This window comes from Amycolatopsis sp. (assembly GCF_036008905.1).
Taxonomy (GTDB): Bacteria; Actinomycetota; Actinomycetes; order Mycobacteriales; family Pseudonocardiaceae; genus Amycolatopsis.
The window spans coordinates 48780-67848 of record NZ_DASYMU010000042.1 but is presented as its reverse complement, the minus strand read 5'-3'; the positions used below and the strand labels follow the sequence as shown (position 1 = coordinate 67848).

Below are 19069 nucleotides of genomic sequence, written 5' to 3'. Positions count from 1 at the left end.
GAGTACGACCGGACCGCACCGCGGCCACCACCCGCCGACGCAGATCCTCCTGCGACGCCTGAGAAAGCCGCCGCGCATCCGTCACCCGAACCTTCGGAGCCATCCACCGATCATGCCACATTTGCCTTACCCATCAATAACACTGTTACGCACTCACGAGGGGTGCTGGGTCGGCACGTACGGCCAACGGTGGTCCCCCACTTCTTTAAAACCCAGCCACAACGACTCACGTCCGCCCAACGGGCGGGAGTCTTCACCGCGCGCGCTCGCCGAAGGCCAGGTTTGCGGGAGCAGGGCGCCCCCGAACAGATCGCAACCGACCTACCCATGCCACGCCCTGGTCACGCAAACCTGATGGCGCGCCTGCCAATAAACACAGGCTTCTAGCCCTACCTTTGGAGCTGACCACCAGCTTTGAGCCATACCCCCTAACCAGCCCACGGCTGACGCACCCACAGTTGCCCACAAGGGTTATCCACAGGATGGGGTAGCTGTGGATAACTACGTGTCGTCGGCTACGCGGGTGACCAGTTGGGTTGGGTTCACGAACCGCAGTGCGATCACCAGGAGTACCAGCATCGACGCCGTGTAGATGGTCGCCATCGCATCCACGGACTGGTTCGCCCGGATGCCTGCGGCGAAGACTGAGTTGTAGAGAGCCACTACCAGGGTGGTGCTGTCCGGGCCTGCGGTAAGGAACGTCAACTCGAACATGCCGACGGTCCGCACCAACACGAGGATCGCGGCGGCCAGGATTCCGGGAAGGAGCAACGGGCCCAGGATTCTGGTGAACACCGAAACGGTCTTGGCACCGCTCATCCGAGCGGCGGCTTCGATCTTCGGATCGATCTGCTCGATGAACGGCGTCATCGTCAGCACCACGAACGGGATCGACGGCACCAGATTCGCGAGGATCACCCCGGTCATCGACCCGGCCAACTGGAACTTGTACAACACAGTCGCCAGCGGGATCCCATACGTGATCGGCGGAATCAAGATCGGCAACACGAACAGCAGCATCACCAGCCTCTTGCCGGGGAAACTCCGCCGCGCCAACGCGTAAGCAGCGGGAACCCCCACCGCGACCGAGATCGCAATCACCGTCAACGCGACAACAGCAGTGGTCCCAAGGACTTGCGAAAGCCCGAACTCCCGCCAAGCGTCCCCGTACCAATGCGTGGTGAACCCCTCGGGCAACCAGGTCCCGAACCACCGGTCACCGAACGAATCCACCACCACCGAAAGCACCAGTCCCGCCAGGTTCACGAAGAAGAACGCGACCACGGCCCAAACAATCCACCGACCAGGCCGGGCGATCATCCTTTGCCTCCCGTAGCCCCGCGGTACAGCGTCGCCCGCCAGGTCAGGACCAGCCCGATGACGATCAACATGATCACCGCCATGATCATCGCGATGGCCGACCCCATCGAATAGTCGTACTCCTCGAACGCCGCGTGGTACGCCGCGATCGAGATCACCCGTGTCTCGCCGGCCGGATCACCCACCAGCTGCGCCGACGGGAACACCGAAAACGCCATCACGAAAGACAAACAAAACGTGATCGCCAGCCCCGGTGCCAGCAGCGGCAGCGTGATCCGCCGAAATCGCTGTCCCCAGCTCGCCCCCAGTGTCGCCGCGGCACGCTCCAACGTCGGATCGATCCCGGACAGGTACGACAGCGTCAGCAGGAACGAAAACGGAAACCCGGTGATCACCAACGACAACAGCACCCCGGTGTAGTTGTGGATCAGGTTCAGCGGCTCACCGATCAACCCGATCCCCATCAACGTCTTGTTCAGCCACCCCGCGGGCCCGCTGTACATGATCAGCCCCTGCGCGGTGAGCACCGTCCCCAGTGTGATCGGCACGACGAGAATCGTGGTCAGCAGCCGCTTTCCCCGCATCTTGCCGCGCATGACGTACGCCGTCGGAATGCTCGCCAGCACGTTGATCAGCGTTGCCGGGAGCGCGATCCCCGCCGTCGTCCAGATTGTGTCGCGCAGGTACGGGTCGCCGAAGAACCTGCTGTAGTTCGAAAGCACTCCGCCTTCCTTGGGCGCGAACGAAAGCTGCAGCCCGTACAAGAACGGGTACAGGAACAACGCGACGGCGAACACCACCCCCGGCAGGAGCAGCAGCAACACCCTGTCGACGCCGCGTTCCGCAAGCCGGTGTCGCAGCGCGGGTTTCTCCAGTGTCGCCGTCATGGCGCGAACACCAGCACGCGCTCGGCGGGGACGCTGATCTTGGCGGTATCACCGGGCGCGAGCCGTTTGTCCGTGCGGAAATACACGGGTTCCCCGCTCGGCAACCGAGCCGAGACCGACAGCTCGCGCCCGTGATACTCGACGATCTCCACGGTGACTTCGACACTGTTCGCGGTGACATCACCGATGACGAAGTCTTCCGGGCGGATCGCCGTGACGGCCTGCCCGGCGGTCAGGCCGTCACGATTGGTGCCGGACAGGCGGATCCCGGTGCCTTCCACCACGATCCCGGACCCGTCCGCGCTGACGACGTCCAGCGTCAGCATGTTGCGGTAGCCCATGAACGAAGCCACGTAACCGTTCGCGGGCTGGGCGTAGACCTCCTCGGGTGCTCCGATCTGCTGCACCTCACCGTCGCGCAGCACGACGAGCCTGTCCGCCAGCGACAGTGCCTCTTCCTGGTCGTGGGTGACGTAGACCGTGGTGAGACCAAAAGTCTGGTGCAGCCGGCGGATCTCCATCCGCATCTCGATGCGGAGCTTGGCATCCAAATTGGACAGTGGTTCGTCCATCAGCACCACCGGCGGCTCCAGCACCACCGCCCGCGCGATCGCGACCCGCTGCTGCTGCCCGCCCGAGAGTTGCGCCGGGAACTTCGAGGCGTGTTCGGTGAGCTGGACCAGCCGCAGCGCTTCGTCCACTCGGCGCTTGGTGTCCACTTTGGACACCCTGCGCATCTTCAGCCCGAACCCGATGTTCGCCCGCACCGACATATGCGGGAACAGCGCGTAGTTCTGGAACACCATCCCGAATCCGCGCGCCTCCGGCGCCAAGCCGTCGATGCGCTTCTCGTCGATCCAGATGCTGCCGCCCGACAACGGAAGCAGCCCGGCCAGGCAGTTCAACGCCGTCGACTTACCGCACCCGGACGGACCCAGCAGCGCGACGAACTCCTGGCCCTTGATGTTGAGCCGCAAGTCTTTGAGCGCGTTGGCCGAGCCGAAGCTGCGGCTCACGCCGTCCAGCCGGAGTTCGGTGAAACCCTTGTCGGACATCGGTGACTACTTCCCGCCCTTGCCGGCGCCGACCAGTTTGTTCCACTTGTCGAACGCCTTGACCTGCTGCGGAGCCGCGAGCGACGGCTGCTTCGGGTACTGGGCGATCCACTGCTCGTACTCGGGCCTGCCGAACTGCTTGATGGTGTCCTGACTCCCCTGCGGTGCCATGTCGAGCGTCACGCCCTTGACCGCGGGACCGGGGTAGAAGTAGCCGTCGTCGTAGGCGATCGCCTGCTGGTCGGGCTTCAGCATCCACTGCACCAGCAACAGGATCGCGGAGGTCTGGTCCGCCGAAAGACCCTTGGGGATCAACGCGTACTGCGCGTCGGTCACCCAGGTCATCGACTGCATGAGCCCGACCTTGACGGTGTTCGGCACGGTCCCGAGCTTGCGTGGGTTGATGTCCCAGCCGGTCGTCGACATCACCATGTCCACCGCGCCCGAGCCGAGGTTCTTCATCACCTCGGTGGTGCCGGACGGGTAGTACTTGACGTACTTGCCGAGTTCGGCGAGGAACGCCCAGGTCTTGTCCCAGCCGTTTTCGGGATCCTTCGGGTCCTTGTCGCCGAGCAAATACGGCAGGCCCATCAGGAAGGTGCGGCCGGGGCCGGAGTTGGCCGGGTTCGCGTACTGGAACTTCTCCGGATTCGCTTTGGCCCACTCGAGCAGTTCCGCCGGAGAGGTCGGTGCCGTCGCTACCGCGGCCGGGTTGAATTCGAGCAGTGGGCCGGACGGGTAGTAGACGACCTCGACGCCGAAACCATCGGTCAGCTTCTGCATCGCGGCGGCGGGTTCCTGGTAGTTCTGCTCCAGATTCGGGAACCTGTCGGTGAAATCGGGGAGCACCTTGGTGAGCACGCCGTTCGCGATTCCCGCGGACAGTCCGTCGGTGCCGCTGAGCACAAGGTGGGTCTGCGCGACGCCGCCGTCCTGCTCGGCCTTGAGTTTGCCGGCCATCGACGGCGCGGGCGCGGTGGAATAGGTGACGCCGCTGATCACGTCAGGGTTGGCGTTCTTGAAGTTTTCGATCATCTGCTTGGTCAGCTGCAGGTTGCCGGCGATGTCGAGGATGTTGAGTTTCACCGGCGCGCTGGGTCTGGCGGGCACCGCATTCGCGGCAGCGGGTTGTGCGGTGTTGCCGCCAGGAGCACCACAAGCCATCGTCAGCCCGGCGATGAGCCCCATCGCGATGAGTGCGCTTCGAAACCGGAAGCCCCTGCGACGCTGCATGGCCACTCCTTGGTCCGTGTTAAAGTTGTATGTCGCATCGTATATCATATCGGACATGCCAGTGGCGAGAACTTCTTCGATCCGGAGGGCTTCGCCGCCGGTCTCGCGGACCGATTTCGTGCGCGACAACATCAAAGAAGCGATCTTGAGCGGCGAGTTCACCTCTGGTCAGACGTTGGTCGAAGCCGAACTCGGCGTCTCGAAGACGCCGGTGCGCGAGGCGCTGAGAATCCTGGCCGGGTCCGGCCTGGTCATGATGAGCACCTACAAGGGCGCGTCCGTGCGCGTGATCGACGCGACGATCGCGCGTTCCGTTTACGACCTGCGCGCGCTCCTCGAGCCGGTGGCGTTGCGCCGCGCGGTCGAGCGGGGCACGGATTTCACCGAGGCACGAAAGGTATTGGGCGAAGCCGCCGAACACCTCGCCATCCTCACCGCGGCCGAAAACGGTGACGCCCAAGGCGCCGAGAGCCTGCTGCGCAAGCACATCACGGATTTCATCGGCCGCGTCGCGCCGAGCCTGACCACCGGAAACGACAAGGGAGCACGATGACGTTCGACGAACAGAAGGCGCGGCTGGCCGGAGTCGTGGCCATCCCGGTGACGCCGTTCGACGCCGACGGCGCGGTGGACGCGGACAACTACGGCAAGCTCGTCGAACGGCTGGTGACCGCCGGAATCGAGGTCGTCACCCCCAACGGCAACACCGGTGAGTTCTACACCCTGGACGAGCCAGAAGCCCGGCGCTGCCTCGAACTCACCGTGAAAGCGGTCGACGGCAGGGCCAGTGTGCTCGCTGGTGTCGGCCACAACCTCGCCGCCGCGACCCGCGCGGCCAGGCACGCCGCCGATCTGGGCGCCGACATGATCATGATCCATCAGCCCGTGCATCCGTACGTCTCCGCGAACGGCTGGGTCGACTACCACGCCGCGATCGCCGACGCCGTGCCCGAGCTCGGTATCGTCCTCTACCTGCGCAATCCCGCGATCGGCGGCGAACAGCTCGCCCGGCTTGGGGACAGCTGCTCCAACGTCATCGGCGTGAAGTACGCCGTGCCGGACGTCGTGCGGTTCGCGTCGGTCTCGCGGGATGCCGGCCTCGAGCGGTTCGTGTGGATCGCCGGGCTGGCCGAGCTCTCCGCGCCGGGCTACTTCGCGGCCGGGGCCACCGGATTCACGTCCGGGCTGGTCAACGTCGATCCGAAGACGTCGCTGGGCATGTTCACGTCACTCAACAGCGGGGACTTCCCGGACGCGATGAAGCTGTGGGAACGCGTCCGGCCGTTCGAGGAGATGCGCGCGGCGAACGGCAACGCCAACAACGTCAGCGTGGTCAAGGACGCCCTCGGCCAGCTCGGCCTCTGCCGCCCCGATGTCCGCCCACCGAGCCGGCTGCTGACCGGGCCCGAGAAAGAGCAGCTTTTCGGCTTACTCTCTTCTTGGGGCTTGTCGTAGAGTGGTGCGGGTTACCCCACGCGTAAGGAAGGCGTCAACGCGGCGGCACTGGGCGTCAGGACGTCGTAGCCGAACGCGCTGTTTGGGCGAATCGGCACTGTGCTGAAGCGGTAAGCACCACCACCGCGCATGGAGGCAGCAGTGACGCTCACCGAACTCCTTCCCAGTTTGGGCTGTGAGGCAGCCGATCGCCTTGACCAGGATGTTTGGCCGAAGAGCACGCGGCTGGGTTCCGGCGGCGAGCTGCTGTTCGCCGGTGCGCCCGTCAGCCACCTCGCGGCGCGGTTCGGTACGCCGGCGTACCTGATCGACGAGGTCGAGGTGCGTGAGCACGCCCGGGCGTACCGGGCGGCGCTGCCGGAGGCGGAAGTGGCTTACGCGAGCAAGGCGCTGTGCACGAAGTCCGTGCTGCGCTGGGTCGCCGAAGAGGGCATGTCATTGGACACGTGCTCGGCCGGGGAGATCGCCGTCGCCCGTTCGGTCGGCTTCCCCGCCGACCGAATCCTGTTGCACGGCAACGCGAAGACGCCAGAAGACCTGAAGGCCGCGCTCGGCTACGGCGTCCGCCGGATCGTCCTGGACTCGCTCGACGAGATCGAGCAGCTCGGCGCCCTCGCGTCACACCGTCAACAGGTCATGCTCCGCGTGACGCCGAACGTCAAGGCCGACACCCACGTAGCAATCACCACCGGCACCGAAGGACAGAAGTTCGGCTTCTCGCTGCTGCCAACGGTTCGGGACAATCTCGACCGGGCCGTGGCCGCTGTCTTGGCACAGCCCAGCCTCGAACTCGTCGGGCTGCACTGTCATATCGGCTCGCAAGTGTCCCGAGTGGACAGATACGAGGAAGCCGCGCGGAAGATGATCGAGGTGCTCGCGTACGTCCGCGACGCTTACGGCGTCACGCTGCGAGACCTCGACCTCGGTGGCGGGCACGCGGTTTCGTACCTGCCCGGCCAGTCCGAGTTCGACCTCGGCGGCTACGCCCGGCGACTGCGTGTCGCGCTCGGCTACGAATGCTCGGTGCAGGGTTTTCCCTTGCCTCACTTGACGATCGAGCCCGGACGCGCGATCGTCGGCCCGGCCGGGATCACCGTGTACCGCGTCTGCGCGGTCAAGAACGGCAGCAAGACGTTCGTCGCCGTCGACGGTGGTATGAGCGACAACCCGCGCCCCGCGCTCTACGGCGCGAGGTACGCCGCCCGGCTGGTCGGCCGACACAGCCAGGCGGCGCGGCGCCCCGTGGTCATCGTGGGGCGGCACTGCGAATCGGGCGACGTCCTCGCCGAGAACCTCTCGCTGCCGAGCGACATCCACGCGGGCGACCTGCTGGCCGTCCCGTGTACCGGCGCCTACCACCACTCGATGGCGTCGAACTACAACCAGATCGGCCGCCCGCCGCTGGTCGGCGTCCGCGACGGCGTCGCCACCCTCCTCGTCCGGCGCGAAACCGACGAGGACCTACTTTCGCGTGACCTCGGCTGATTCGATGGAGTCGCCTCCCGGCGGCACCGAGCCGCGCGGGAGGCGTCGTCCGGCGAAGAAGTCGCGGCAGGCGTTGCGGATGACGAACATCAGCGGCACCCCGAGCAGGATCGACACCACACCGATCACCGCGACCCCACCGATGCCGAACACCGTCGTCGACCCGGTCGCCGGATTGGCGTACTCGACGACCGCCGCCACCAGCACTACCAGGAAAAAGATCCCGCCGATCCCGGGGAAGAACCCGCGCAGGAAGAAGTTCCGCAGGCTGGAGAACAACGTCTTCCGGAACACCCACACACACGCCAGCGCGGCCAGCATGTACTCGACGGCGATCGTCAGGCCGACGGCGTCAATGGAATCCGACAGTACGTTCTTGCTCCAAATCGACAGCATCACGTACAGCAGCAACGAAATCAGCCCGAACGCCCAGGTCGCCACCACCGGCGTCTGGTACCTCGGGTGCACGCGGGCGAAGACCTTGGGCAGCGCGCCGTGGCTCGCCATCGACAACGTCGTGCGCGCGGCGGGCATGATCGTCGCCTGACTGGTCGCCGCGGCGCTGGTCAGCACCGAGATCACCAGCAGCACCCCGAACACGCGGCCGAAACCGTCCGCACCGAAGACGGCGTTGCCCAGTCCGGCAAGGAAGTCGTCGGAGTTCTCGGGATTCGCGAGCCCGATCCCTTCCGTGCCGACACCGGCGAAAGCCAGCGCCGCGACGGTGACGAGCAGGTAGTTGACCACCAGCAACACCGTCGACAGCACCGCGGCCTTGCCCGGCGCGCTACGCGGATTGGCGGATTCCTCGTTGACCGACAACGAGCTTTCCCAGCCCCAGTAGATGAAAACGGCCAGCAGCACGGCCGAGACGAACGCGCCCATCGAGATCCCCGACGGCCACAGCCAACTCCACTCCGGCGTCGTCGCCTGCGGGCCCGCGGTGCCGCCGTAGACCTTCACCAGCGCGACGACCGAGAAGATGACCAGCACCGTCAGCTCGATCCCGAGCAGCACCCACTGGACTTTCGCGGAGATCTCGATACCGCGGTAGCACAGGTAGCACAGCGCCAGCAGCCACACGCAGCCGATCGCCGTGGTCACCGCGGTGTTGTCCGCCAACGAATCCGCGCCGAACAGCAGCAGCGTGTACCGGCCGGTGATCGCGGATTGGCTGCTCATCACCAGAAGCTGGGCGACGGTGACGACCCAGCCCGCCATCCAGCCGGTCCGGCTGCCGAAAGCCCTTACCGCCCAAGTGAAGTTGGTGCCGCAGTCCGCCTCGACCGAGTTGAGCTCACGGAACGCGAACGCCACGAACATCACCGGGATGAACGCGAGCAGGACAAAAGCCGCGGCTTTGAACCCGGTGCCCGCGAGCACGATCAGCCCGAGCGTCGCCGCCATCGAATACGCGGGCGCGGTGGCGGACATCCCGATGACCACCGAAGACACCATGCCGAGCGCCCCGGACCGCAAACCCTTGCTGGGCACGGTTCCGGCCTCCTCACGGGCCGCCGGACGCGTCAGCTCAACCATGGTCGCCTCCCGAAGCGAACACCGTGCGGTGCCAGGATTTCCTTGCCACGCCGGTATTGTCGCTCATCACGTGCTTGACGGTGGTGTACTCCTCCAGCGAGTAGGCCGACAGATCCTTGCCGTACCCGGACGCCTTGACGCCGCCATGCGGCATGTCACTGACCAGCGGGATGTGGTCGTTGACCCAGACACAGCCGGCCGCGATCTCGCGCGACGCCCGTCCGGCGCGGTACACGTCCCGGGTCCACGCCGACGCGGCCAGGCCGTAGCGGGTGTCGTTGGCCAGCGCGATTCCCTCGTCGTCGGAGTCGAACGGCAGCGCGGCCAGCACCGGGCCGAACACCTCGTCCTGCACGATTTCCGAGTCCTGCTGGGCGTCCACGACGAGTGTCGGCCGGTAGAACGCGCCGTCCGGAGCAGTACCGCCGCAGAGCGTGCGGGCACCCGCATCGAGCGCGCGGCTGACAAAGCCGTGGACACGCTCGGCCTGCATGATCGAAATGAGCGAACCAAGGTCGGTCGCCGGGTCCTCCGGATCGCCGACCCGCACGGACTCCATCAGCCCCGCGACGCCGTCGGCGAACTTCCGGAACAGCGGGCGCTGCACGTACGCCCGGGTCGCGGCGGTGCAGTCCTGGCCGCCGTTGATCAGCGTGGCGGCGACAGCGCCGTGGATGGCCGCTTCGAGGTCGGCGTCGTCGAACACCACGAACGGCGCCTTGCCGCCCAGCTCCAGGTGCACGCGGCGAGGACCGCGCGCGGCCAGCTCGGCGATGCGCTTGCCGACCGGGGTCGAGCCGGTGAACGACACCATGTCAACGCCGTTGTGCCCGACGAGCGCCTCGCCGACGTCCGGGCCGCGGCCGAGTAACACGGTGAGCACGCCGTCGGGCAGCCCCGCGTCGGCGAAGGCTTTCGCCAGCATCACCGTGGTCAGCGGGGTGATCTCGGCCGGTTTGATGACCACGGTGTTGCCCGCGGCCAGCGCCGGGAAGATCTTCCAGCCCGCCATGTTCAGCGGGTAGTTCCACGGCGCGATGGACCCGACGACGCCGACCGGCTCGCGGCGGATCGTCGAGGTGTGGTCGGCCGAGTACTCCGCGGAAGCCTTGCCCTCCAACGAACGCGCGGCGCCGGCGAAGAACGCCGCGTTGTCCACGGTGACCGGGATGTCGAACTCACGGGAGAGCCGGATCGGCTTGCCACACTGCCGCGTCTCGGTGAGCGCGAACTCCTCGGCGCGTTCTTCGATCAGGACGGACACGCGGTTGAGGATCGCCGCGCGCTCGCCTGGCGGGGTGCTCGCCCAGCCGGTCAGCGCCTCGCGAGCGCTGCCGACGGCGGTGTCGACGTCGGCGATACCGTGCAGTTCGATCTCTTCGATCAGCTTGCCGGTGGCGGGGTTCGTGACCGGGAAAAGCTCGGCCGACCGGGCCGGTGCTGTGCTCATGTGCTCGGACCTCCAGGGTCACCACGTGACTTCTGGGCACCGATATTGACAGTCAAGCAAGGTCAATACAAGGGTTTCCGCTGTTTGGCCTTGTTACAACTGCGTAATCAGTAGTAATCCCTACGAATCAAAGCCAAGGCCGACCCGGTCCAGCGAGCGTAGCCAGAGATTGCGGCGGCCGCTGTTCTCGTCCGCACGGTTGAGCGACCAGCGGGTGAGCTGGATGCCGATCCAGCGGAACGGCTCCGGCGGCAGCGGCAACGGCTTGGAGTTCATCAGGCGCAGCCGCGAGCGCTCGGTGTACCGGCCGTACAACTGGTCGAGCAGCGCTCCGGCGGCGAACCGCGTCGCGCCGACACCCAGGCCGGTGAAGCCGAGCGCGTAGCCGAGACGGCCGCCCATCGCGGTGCCGACGAACGGGCAGAATCGACTGCAGGTGTCGATCACCCCGCCCCAGCGATGGGTGAACTTGATCCCTTCGAGCTGGGGAAACGTCTGGAAGAAGTGGTCGGCGAGCACGGCGTAGGTGTCCGGCCGCAGGGTGAGTTCGCTGCGAACGGGCCCGCCGTAGTAGTAGATCGCGTCGTAACCACCCCACAGGATCCGGTTGTCCTCGGTCAGGCGGTAGTAGTGGAACTGGTTGGCGGAGTCGCCGACGCCTTGGCGGCCTTCCCAGCCGATCGACGCGAGTTGCGCGGCAGACAAGGGTTCCGTGACGAGCACATAGTCGTACACCGGCACGATGTAGTTCTTCAGCCGCTTCAACAGCGGCGGAAAGCCATTCGTGGCAAGGATTCCGCGCGCGGCACGCACCTTGCCGTACGGCGTGCGCACCTCGATGCCGTGACTTTCTTCGTTGAGGGACAAGGCTTTGGTCCACTCGTAGATGCGGACGCCGTGGCTCAGACACGCGTCGCGCAGGCCCCACGCGAGCCGCGCTGGGTCAAGCATGGCGACACTGCGCGGCATCGACAGCGCGCCCAGATACGTCGGCGAGTTCACCTCGCGCCGGGTTTCCTCAGCGGACAACAGTCGGACGTCGTGACCGAGCGACGCCGCGAGCTCGGCCGCGTGGCCGAGCTCGTCGAGCTGGTAAGGCTCGGTGGCGACGTCGAGTTCGCCGGAACGCAGGAAGTCGCAGTCGATGCCGTATTTCAGGACCGCGCGCTCGATCTCGTCGAGGTTGTCGAGGCCCTGCGCCTCGAGCTCGGGCATCTCGGCGGCGAACCGGTCCATACCGTTCGAGATGCCATGGGTCAGGCTCGACGCGCAGAATCCGCCGTTGCGGCCGGACGCCGCCGCGCCGCAGGTGTCGGCTTCGAGAATGACGACGTCGAGGTCCGGGTCGGCCTCCTTGGCCTGCAGCGCGGCCCACAACCCGGTGTACCCGCCGCCGATGATGACCAGGTCAGCGTGGGTATCGGTGGTGAGCGCGGAGCTCGGTTCGGGCGCTTGCTGGACGTCGAGCCAGTACGGCCGCGGGACGGCGTCGGCGAGCGCGTCGAGATGCGTGGGCGGTTTGACGAGCGGCGTGCGGACATGACGGCGCGCCGGAAGAAAGCTGGTCATGACGAGGAATCCCTAAGGGTGCGATGGGGTGCGGACAGAAGAACCGCGAGCCCTACCCGCCGAGCTGACGGCCTCCACCGCAGCGCGCGAACCAGCGGACACCAAGTCCGCCAGGTGCGCAGTCGCGGGTACCCATACTCGTCACGGGCCGACCGTATCAGCCACCAAGGTCGCCAACAAGGGAAATAGTGGTCATTGTGACCCTTCTGTACGAAATCCTCTCTTGTGAGCCGCACGCACCTCGGAAAGGTGAACTTCAGCCTACGAGCCGCGCGCCCGCTGAAGCGCTCGCTACGCTGCGCACCAAGGATCACGAGCCACAGGGAGGGTCCGCATGGCCGACGAATCAGGTCAGCGCGGCGAGGAACAGCGCACCCCACGCGGTCTGGACGAGACCGACCGGACGCTGATCTCACTCCTGCAGCGCGACGGCCGCGCGTCGTTCACCGCGCTCGCGAAGGCGGTCGGCCTTTCCGAAGGCGCCGTCCGCCAGCGCGTCCAACGCCTGATGCGCGACGGGACCATGCAGATCGTCGCCGTCACCGACCCGCTCGACGTCGACCTCGCCCGGCAGGCCATGGTCGGTATCAAGGTCAGCGGCGATCTGCACGCCGTCGCGGACAGGCTTTCCGCGCTGGCGGACGTGCACTACGTCGTGCTGTGTGCCGGCGGGTTCGACCTACTGGCCGAGGTGATCTGCCGGGACGACGACCATCTCCTCAAGGTGCTCAACGACGACATCCGCGGGATCGCGGGGATCGTCAGCACCGAGACCTTCGTCTACCTCAAGCTGGCGAAACAGACCTACGCCTGGGGTTCCCTCACCAAGTAGCACCGCCGGCAGCGGCTCGGTGTGGACCACGGTGAGCCGCTGCGTGGCGCGGGTGAGCGCGACATACAGATCGGCCGCGCCCCGCGAGCCGTTCGCCAGGATGCGGGCGGGTTCGACGAGCACCACGGCGTCGAATTCCAGGCCTTTCGCCGCGCGCGGGGTCAGGGTTTCTACGTCGAGTTCTAGGCCTTCGGGGACGATGACGGCGACGGAACTCTCGCCCGCTGTGGCTTCCCGGACGGCCTGGTTCAGGTCGCCGACCTGCTTCGACGTCGGCCGGATTCCGTTGGCGCGCACGGATTCCGGTGGGGTGGCTGTTGGATCCACTTCGGTCAGCACGCGTGCCGCGACGGCCATGATCTCGGCGGGCGTGCGGTAGTTGATCGTCAGCGCGCGGTACCGCCAGCGGTCCGTGACGTACGGCGACAGCATCTCGTCCCACGAGCGGGCGCCTGCCGAGGACCACCGCTGCGCGAGGTCACCGACGATGGTGAACGACCGGCTGGGACAGCGCCGCATGAGCACCCGCCAGTCCATCGCGGACAGTTCCTGGGCTTCGTCCACGACGACGTGGCCGTAGGTCCATTCCCGGTCGGCGGCGGCGCGTTCGGCGAGGTCACGGTGGTCGCGTTCGCTGTGCCGCTCGGACAGTCTTTGGGCTCCGACGACGTCGGCCGCGTACAGGATTTCGCCGTCTTCGTCGAGCTCTTCCATGCTCATGACCTCGAGGACTCCGGCGGCGTATTCGGCCTCCTGACGGCGTTCCCGCTCGGCGCGGCGATCCTCGGTGGTGTCCTTGCCCAGCAGTTCGACGGCTTCGTCCAGCAGCGGAACGTCCGAAACCGTCCAGGCGGCAGTGCTCTCGCGGTACAAACGCGGATCGGCGCCTGTTTCGGCAAGACGTTCCGGCGAACTGTAGAGGTCGCCGAGCAGCCGCCGCGGTGTCAGATCCGGCCACAGCGCGTCCAACTCCGCTTGCACGCGTGGGTTTTCGGCGAGTTCCTCCAGTACGTACCCGATCAGTTCGCTACGCATCGGCTCGTCCCGGTGGAGCCAGCCGGTGCCGCTCTTGTCCACGGCGCGCGCCGCGAGTTTCGGGAGCACGTAGTCGCGGAACACCGCGCGGGCGGCGTTGTGGAGCAGACCCGTGGCGCGGGCGCGCGCTCTCCCCTGCGCGACGAGCTCACGATCCAACTCGATGGTGACGTCGTCCAGCTCGATCGGAATCGTCTCTTCCGGCAGCTCCTGCCGATTCGCGACCGCGGCGGCGAGCACGCCGACCATGGCCGCGGATCCCTTGATCCGCCGGACTTCCGGCGCTTCCTCGGCCTCCGTGCGCAGTCCCGGCAGCAGTCCGCCGGGAGTCGCGAACACGACGTCGGTCTCGCCGAGCGACGGCAGCACCCGGCCGATGTACCGCAGGAAGCCGGAATTCGGCCCGACGACCAGCACACCGCGCTTCGACAACCGCTGCCGCTGGGCGTACAGCAAGTAGGCGACCCGATGCAGCGCGACGGCCGTCTTTCCCGTGCCAGGACCACCTTCGATGACGAGCACGCCCGGATGCGCCAGCCGGATGATCTCATCCTGTTCGGCTTGGATCGTCGCGACGATGTCCCGCATGGTGTCTTCCCGCGGCGCGTTCAACGCGGCCAGCAATGCGGTTTCGCCGCCGAATTCCTCGTCGGTGAACCCGCTGAGCGCGCGGCCGAGTGCGTGGAATTGGCGACGACGGGTGATCCCCTCCGGATTCACCGCGGTCGCGCAGTAGAATGGGCGCGACACCGGCGCCCGCCAATCGGTCAGCAACGGTTCGTAATCGTTTTCCACGTCGAACAACCCGATGCGGCCGACGTAGATCCGCTCGTCGTCAGCGACGTCGAGCCTGCCGAAGCACAGCCCGTTGTCCGCGATCCGCAGCCGGGCGGCCTCCTGTTCCTTGTGGTCCACAGCGACATCGCGCTCCCAGAGCGAGTCCACTCCCGATCGCTGGGCCCGAGCCAGCGCGACCGCGGCCTCCGCGCGCGCCGACTCGAGCCGTTCGTACAGGAAAGCGATCTGCCGTCGTTCCGCCTGTAATTCCGCGTGGTACTCGGTCTTTGACAAATGCCCCTCGCAACGGTAAACTGCGGATAGTTCGTCGGCGTGGTGCGTATCTTTCTCAGATACTTTGCACACGTCGACTTTTTATTATGAGGGTCTTGTCAAGCCTTTTCGGCGTCGCCGAAAGGCGCGTATAATGGCGATTGTTTCGGGCTGGGCTAGCGCCGCAAGCGGGCCGGGACCACGAACCAAAGTACGGCGAACAGGATCAGCACGACCGGTCCCATCACCGCCATCGCGATCGGGCCGAACACGACCTTCGCGATCAGTGCCACGGTCACGACCAGCGCACCGGCCAGTGAAACCAGCCCGGCGATCACCACCGGATTGCCCACCCGCAGGATCTCCTCCCGGCGGTTCTCGCGGAACAGCACGCGATGCCAGGCCGCGGGCGCGGTCAGCAACGCCGTCGAGACCACGGCGAGCAGAACCGCGATCAGATGCAGCGACTTCTCGAAACCGCTGGCATCGCGGAAGGTCTGCGTGAACACGACCGAAAGCAGGAAGCCGAAGAGGATCTGCACCCCGGCTTGCGCGACCCGAAGCTCGCTGAGCAACTCGCTGACGTTGCGCGTCAGCCGTTGGTTTTCGCTCTCGTCGCTCATACCGCGCCCTCCAGCACCATCGGTTTGACGCGCGCCTTTTCGTGCCAGCCGAGGGCGGCGATCGAGCCGATCACGATCACCAGGCCCAGCCACTGGGTGCCGGAAAGATGCGCGTTGAGGAAGGTCACCCCGATGACGGCCGCGGTGACCGGGAAGGCGAGCTCGGCCAGCGTCGCGCGAGCGGCGGGGGTCGAACGGAGTCCGATGTAGTACAAACTCAGCGCGAGCAGGCCTGGCACGAACGCCAGCAGCGCCAGGCCGAGTGCGTTGTTCCAGCCGACGGTGAACGAACTGCCCTGCTGCAGAACGATGAGTGCCGAGACAGGCAGGCCGATCGTGAAGCGCAGGACCGTGACCTCGCGCGGCTGCAAACTGGTCGAAACCAGCCTGCCCAGCACCGTTCCCGCCGCCCACAACGCGGCCGCCCCGACGGCGAGCAGCGCGGCTTTCACCGCGGCGACCTGGATGTGCAGCGGGTCGGCGAAGGCCAGCAGCCACGCGCCGAGCAACGCGGGCAGCGCGAACAGGGCATAGCCCCGCCGCAGCCGTTCGCCGAGTACGAAGAACGCCGCGATGAGCACGAAAACCGGCTGGAGTTTCTGCAGAACCAACGGCGTCACCGGGTCGCCGAGCTTGAACGCGGCCGTGAACAACGCTGTCGCCAGCGCCGAAGAACCGCCGCCGATGACCACCACGGCCAGCCACTCGCGCGGCGAACAACGGCGCAGCGCACGGATCGCGCCGGGGATCAGCGGGCTCAGCACCAGGACCACGAGGAGGTGCTCCCAGAAGACCACGGTCGCCGCGGGCAGTTTCTCGGCCAGCGGCAGCCTGAGCAGGCCGTCCGTGCCCCAGAGGGCGGCGGCGATGGCGACGAGCCAGGTGCGGTCGGGAGGATTCACGGTCACGGACGTCAGCCTACGATCTGGAACACGATCGTGTGGTTGACATAGCGTTGCGGGTGTCCCACTGACTAAAGAAGGACCATGCGTATCGCTTCCGCACTCCTGTCTTCCATCGCTGTCGCCTCCGTCGTCGCTCTCGCGGGCGCCCTACCGGCTTCCGCGGCCCCCGCCGACTTCCACATCACCACCGCGAACGGTCCTCTCACCGTCTACAACCCCGAGCTCGTCCCAGACGGCACCCGCGCGCACGTCTTCGCGCTGTCGGCGCTGGGCACGACCACGGTCCTGTCGGTGTACGGCCTGCTGCCCAACCACGAGTACGGCGCCCACGCCCACGCGAAGGCGTGCGGCGCGACCGGCGACGTCGCAGGCCCGCACTTCCAGTACCACCCCGACCCGGTCCTGCCGTCGGTCGACCCGACCTATGCGAACCCGCGCAACGAGGTCTGGCTGGACTTCACCACCGATCGGCTCGGCATCGGCGTCGCGGTGTCCAGGGTGGACTGGACGTTCGGCGAGCGCCGCGCGAAGTCCGTCGTCATCCACGAGACCCACACGCACACCGACCCCGGCCACGCGGGAACAGCCGGTGCCAGGCTGGCCTGCCTGGACGTCGACTTCTAGCGTTCTAGCGGGATGCGACGAGCCGGGCGTAGCGGGTGCCGGCGGCCAGCAGGACCAGGCCGGCGCAGAGGAACGCGGCGACGCGGGCCATGCCGTCCAGCGTGGCGAGGTCGAACAGGACCAGCTTCAGCACCGCTGCGCCGACGAGGACCAGGCCGGACACTCGCAACGCCACGACGTCGATACCGCGGACGAGCAGCACCAGCGCCGCCACCGTCCACGACACGGTGATCAGCACGTGGCCCAGCAGGAACCCGGACCGGCCGGGCATGACCAGCAGCGACGCGCTCAGCACGAGCCCGGCCGCACCGTAAAGCGCGGCGAGTCCGGCGAACAGCCACGGCGCCGCGTTCTCCGAAGACTCGCCGAGCATCCCGAGCCGGGACGCCACCCAAGGCAGCCCGACGGAAACGACCAGCAGCAACGTGGCCACCGCGCAGGCACCGGCCAGCTCGCCGGACGTCCTGTCGCGGAACAGCAGGAGCAACGCGGGCGGGAAGTCCCCGGCCCACGCGAAGAACACGCCGATGATGCTGAAAACCAGCGCTGCCAGCAAAGCGACCTTGCTGCGCGTCCACAGTGCCACCAGCGCGACCAGGATCGCCTCGCCGAGCAGGACGGCCGCGCAGGCCGACCCGTTGAACTGGGTGACAGTCGTCTGGAACAGCGCGACCAGCCCGGCCACTCCGGCGAGCGCGCCCGCGTGTCCCGGCCACCAGCGGCCGGTCAGCCACACCCCGAACAGCGCCACCGCGACACCGCCGGAAACCAGCACCGCCTGGGACTTCGGCAGCAGCAAGGCCGCGAACAACGCCGGCGCCGCCGCGAAGGCGAGCAACGTGAGCGCGCCGTTGTCAGTCCGGCGCCGCACCACGACCAGCGCGAGCGCGATCCCGATCAGCCCCGCCGCCAACGCGGCAGCCGTGTTCGTCCACGAACCGCGGGGGCCGGTCAGCGCGGTGCTGAACACCGACGCCAGCAGCGGCGGAATCCCCGCGGCAAGCGCGACCGACGACCACTCGCGGCGCAGCTGCACCGGCGTCGTCGCGACCTGAACCACCAGCAGGAACGTCACCAGCTCGGGGTTGAACCCCTTCGTGATCATCGGCGCGCACACCGCGCACCCGACCACCACCGCCGTCGCGAGCAACGACGATTCCCACCGCGCCGCCAGCAACAACCCACCGACCGTCACGACCAGCCCGATCGCGAGCCCGGCCAGCGCGGGCAGGTACTCGTACAACGTCGTCGCCGCGATCGTGTCCAGGAACAACGCCGCGATCCCCGTCGCCACCAGCGCGAACGCACCCGTCCGGCCCGCGGGATTGCGGTGCAGCCACACGCCCGTCCCGATCAACGCCAAGCCGAACCCCGCGCCGACGAGAACCCGCGGCAACGGCCCGAGCCAGCCACGTTGGATCGCCAGTACCAGCAACAACACGACGCCGAGCAGCGTCACCGCGCCACCGATCCAAGCCAGCAACCGGCTCCCGGCGCCTTCCTTGCCAATCCGCTCGGCCAGCGACTCGCGCGGAACCGGGGTGTACGGCGGCGGCATCGGCTGCCACTGCGGTGGCGGCGGCAGCTGGGGCCACGGCTGGGGCTGCATCTGGGGCCACGGCTGCTGTGGTGGCTGCGGCGCCTGGGCCGGTGTCGGTGCTTGCGGCTGCGGGGCCTCGGTCGCCGTCTCGGCGGCTTGGCCCGGCTGCAGGGTCCGCAACTCGACGCCGACCTGCTTCAGACGTCGCCCAAGGTCGTCGATCTCCTCGGCGAGTTTGACGAAAGCATCTACATCGGCAGGCATGTGACCAGCATGGGACAGCCAGGGGCGAAACGGATCCGTAGCACTACTCATTCCAGGTCACGAACGAGAGCTTGTACCCAGCTCGCACTCACCCGGCTCGGACTGTCAGCGGGGTGGTCACGGCGTGGGATCGGATCAGGACCTGGGTGGACGCGCACGTCCTGTCAGCGGCGTCCTCGGGCCGGCTGTGCTGGTCACCGGTC

15 protein-coding genes and 1 pseudogene are annotated in these 19069 nt (G+C 67.1%); 5 read left to right on the top strand and 11 right to left on the bottom strand.

Annotation, left to right across the window (positions count from 1 at the left end; all coding sequences use genetic code 11):
• Window positions 1–501: 501 nt before the first annotated feature.
• From VGP60_RS08495 to VGP60_RS08480, 4 genes are read right to left on the bottom strand one after another with little or no spacing between them, the layout of a single operon-like run.
• A complete protein-coding gene (locus VGP60_RS08495; RefSeq protein ID WP_327547337.1) occupies window positions 502–1320 on the bottom strand; it encodes an ABC transporter permease in 819 nt (272 codons plus the stop codon).
• The gene (locus VGP60_RS08490) at window positions 1317–2207 is read right to left on the bottom strand and encodes an ABC transporter permease (protein WP_327547336.1); all 891 of its coding nucleotides are present in this window, start codon (window positions 2205–2207) and stop codon (window positions 1317–1319) included. The genes VGP60_RS08495 and VGP60_RS08490 overlap by 4 nt, the downstream gene beginning before the upstream one ends.
• Window positions 2204–3262 carry an ABC transporter ATP-binding protein gene (locus VGP60_RS08485; protein ID WP_327547335.1) on the bottom strand — a complete coding sequence of 353 codons (1059 nt, stop codon included), beginning with the start codon at window positions 3260–3262 and terminating at the stop codon, window positions 2204–2206. The genes VGP60_RS08490 and VGP60_RS08485 overlap by 4 nt, the downstream gene beginning before the upstream one ends.
• A gap of 6 nt (window positions 3263–3268) precedes the next feature.
• Window positions 3269–4495: an extracellular solute-binding protein gene (locus tag VGP60_RS08480; protein ID WP_327547334.1), complete on the bottom strand. Its 1227-nt coding sequence runs from the start codon at window positions 4493–4495 to the stop codon at window positions 3269–3271.
• A 55-nt stretch (window positions 4496–4550) separates the two neighbouring features.
• On the opposite strand from VGP60_RS08480, the gene VGP60_RS08475 reads away from it, so the two are divergent.
• From VGP60_RS08475 to lysA, 3 genes are all read left to right on the top strand, one after another.
• Window positions 4551–5048, top strand: a complete 498-nt coding sequence (locus VGP60_RS08475; RefSeq protein WP_327547333.1) for a GntR family transcriptional regulator — start codon at window positions 4551–4553, stop codon at window positions 5046–5048.
• On the top strand, window positions 5045–5950 hold the full coding sequence (locus VGP60_RS08470; RefSeq protein WP_327547332.1) for a dihydrodipicolinate synthase family protein: 906 nt from the start codon (window positions 5045–5047) through the stop codon (window positions 5948–5950). Before VGP60_RS08475 ends, VGP60_RS08470 begins: the two co-directional genes overlap by 4 nt.
• 141 nt (window positions 5951–6091) lie before the next feature.
• Window positions 6092–7435, top strand: a complete 1344-nt coding sequence (lysA, locus tag VGP60_RS08465; RefSeq protein WP_327547331.1) for a diaminopimelate decarboxylase — start codon at window positions 6092–6094, stop codon at window positions 7433–7435.
• Here lysA and VGP60_RS08460 read toward each other — a convergent pair.
• The 3 genes from VGP60_RS08460 to VGP60_RS08450 form a co-directional block, all read right to left on the bottom strand.
• Window positions 7412–8974: an APC family permease gene (locus VGP60_RS08460; RefSeq protein WP_327547330.1), complete on the bottom strand. Its 1563-nt coding sequence runs from the start codon at window positions 8972–8974 to the stop codon at window positions 7412–7414. The genes lysA and VGP60_RS08460 overlap by 24 nt on opposite strands.
• Entirely contained in the window at window positions 8967–10424 is a 1458-nt protein-coding gene (locus VGP60_RS08455; RefSeq protein ID WP_327547329.1) for a gamma-aminobutyraldehyde dehydrogenase, read from the bottom strand. Before VGP60_RS08455 ends, VGP60_RS08460 begins: the two co-directional genes overlap by 8 nt.
• A gap of 120 nt (window positions 10425–10544) precedes the next feature.
• On the bottom strand, window positions 10545–11993 hold the full coding sequence (locus VGP60_RS08450; RefSeq protein ID WP_327547328.1) for an FAD-dependent oxidoreductase: 1449 nt from the start codon (window positions 11991–11993) through the stop codon (window positions 10545–10547).
• A gap of 334 nt (window positions 11994–12327) precedes the next feature.
• On the opposite strand from VGP60_RS08450, the gene VGP60_RS08445 reads away from it, so the two are divergent.
• A complete protein-coding gene (locus VGP60_RS08445) occupies window positions 12328–12825 on the top strand; it encodes an Lrp/AsnC family transcriptional regulator (protein ID WP_327547327.1) in 498 nt (165 codons plus the stop codon).
• On the opposite strand, the pseudogene VGP60_RS08440 reads toward VGP60_RS08445, so the two are convergent.
• From VGP60_RS08440 to VGP60_RS08430, 3 genes and pseudogenes are all read right to left on the bottom strand, one after another.
• Window positions 12811–14931: pseudogene (locus VGP60_RS08440) on the bottom strand (helicase); the annotation flags it as partial. The gene VGP60_RS08445 and the pseudogene VGP60_RS08440 sit on opposite strands and share 15 nt — an antisense overlap.
• A gap of 155 nt (window positions 14932–15086) precedes the next feature.
• Window positions 15087–15533: a DUF6328 family protein gene (locus tag VGP60_RS08435; RefSeq protein ID WP_327547326.1), complete on the bottom strand. Its 447-nt coding sequence runs from the start codon at window positions 15531–15533 to the stop codon at window positions 15087–15089.
• Window positions 15530–16441 (bottom strand): DMT family transporter, encoded by a 912-nt coding sequence (locus VGP60_RS08430; RefSeq protein WP_327547325.1) that lies wholly within the window; start codon window positions 16439–16441, stop codon window positions 15530–15532. Before VGP60_RS08430 ends, VGP60_RS08435 begins: the two co-directional genes overlap by 4 nt.
• Window positions 16442–16519: 78 nt before the next feature.
• Between VGP60_RS08430 and VGP60_RS08425 the strand changes: the two genes are divergently transcribed.
• Window positions 16520–17062 (top strand): superoxide dismutase, encoded by a 543-nt coding sequence (locus VGP60_RS08425; protein WP_327547324.1) that lies wholly within the window; start codon window positions 16520–16522, stop codon window positions 17060–17062.
• Window positions 17063–17066: 4 nt separating this feature from the next.
• Here the strand turns inward: VGP60_RS08425 and VGP60_RS08420 are convergent, their stop codons facing one another.
• Window positions 17067–18866, bottom strand: coding sequence for a DUF2339 domain-containing protein (locus VGP60_RS08420; RefSeq protein WP_327547323.1), 1800 nt, complete (start codon window positions 18864–18866; stop codon window positions 17067–17069).
• Between the last annotated feature and the right edge of the window lie 203 nt (window positions 18867–19069).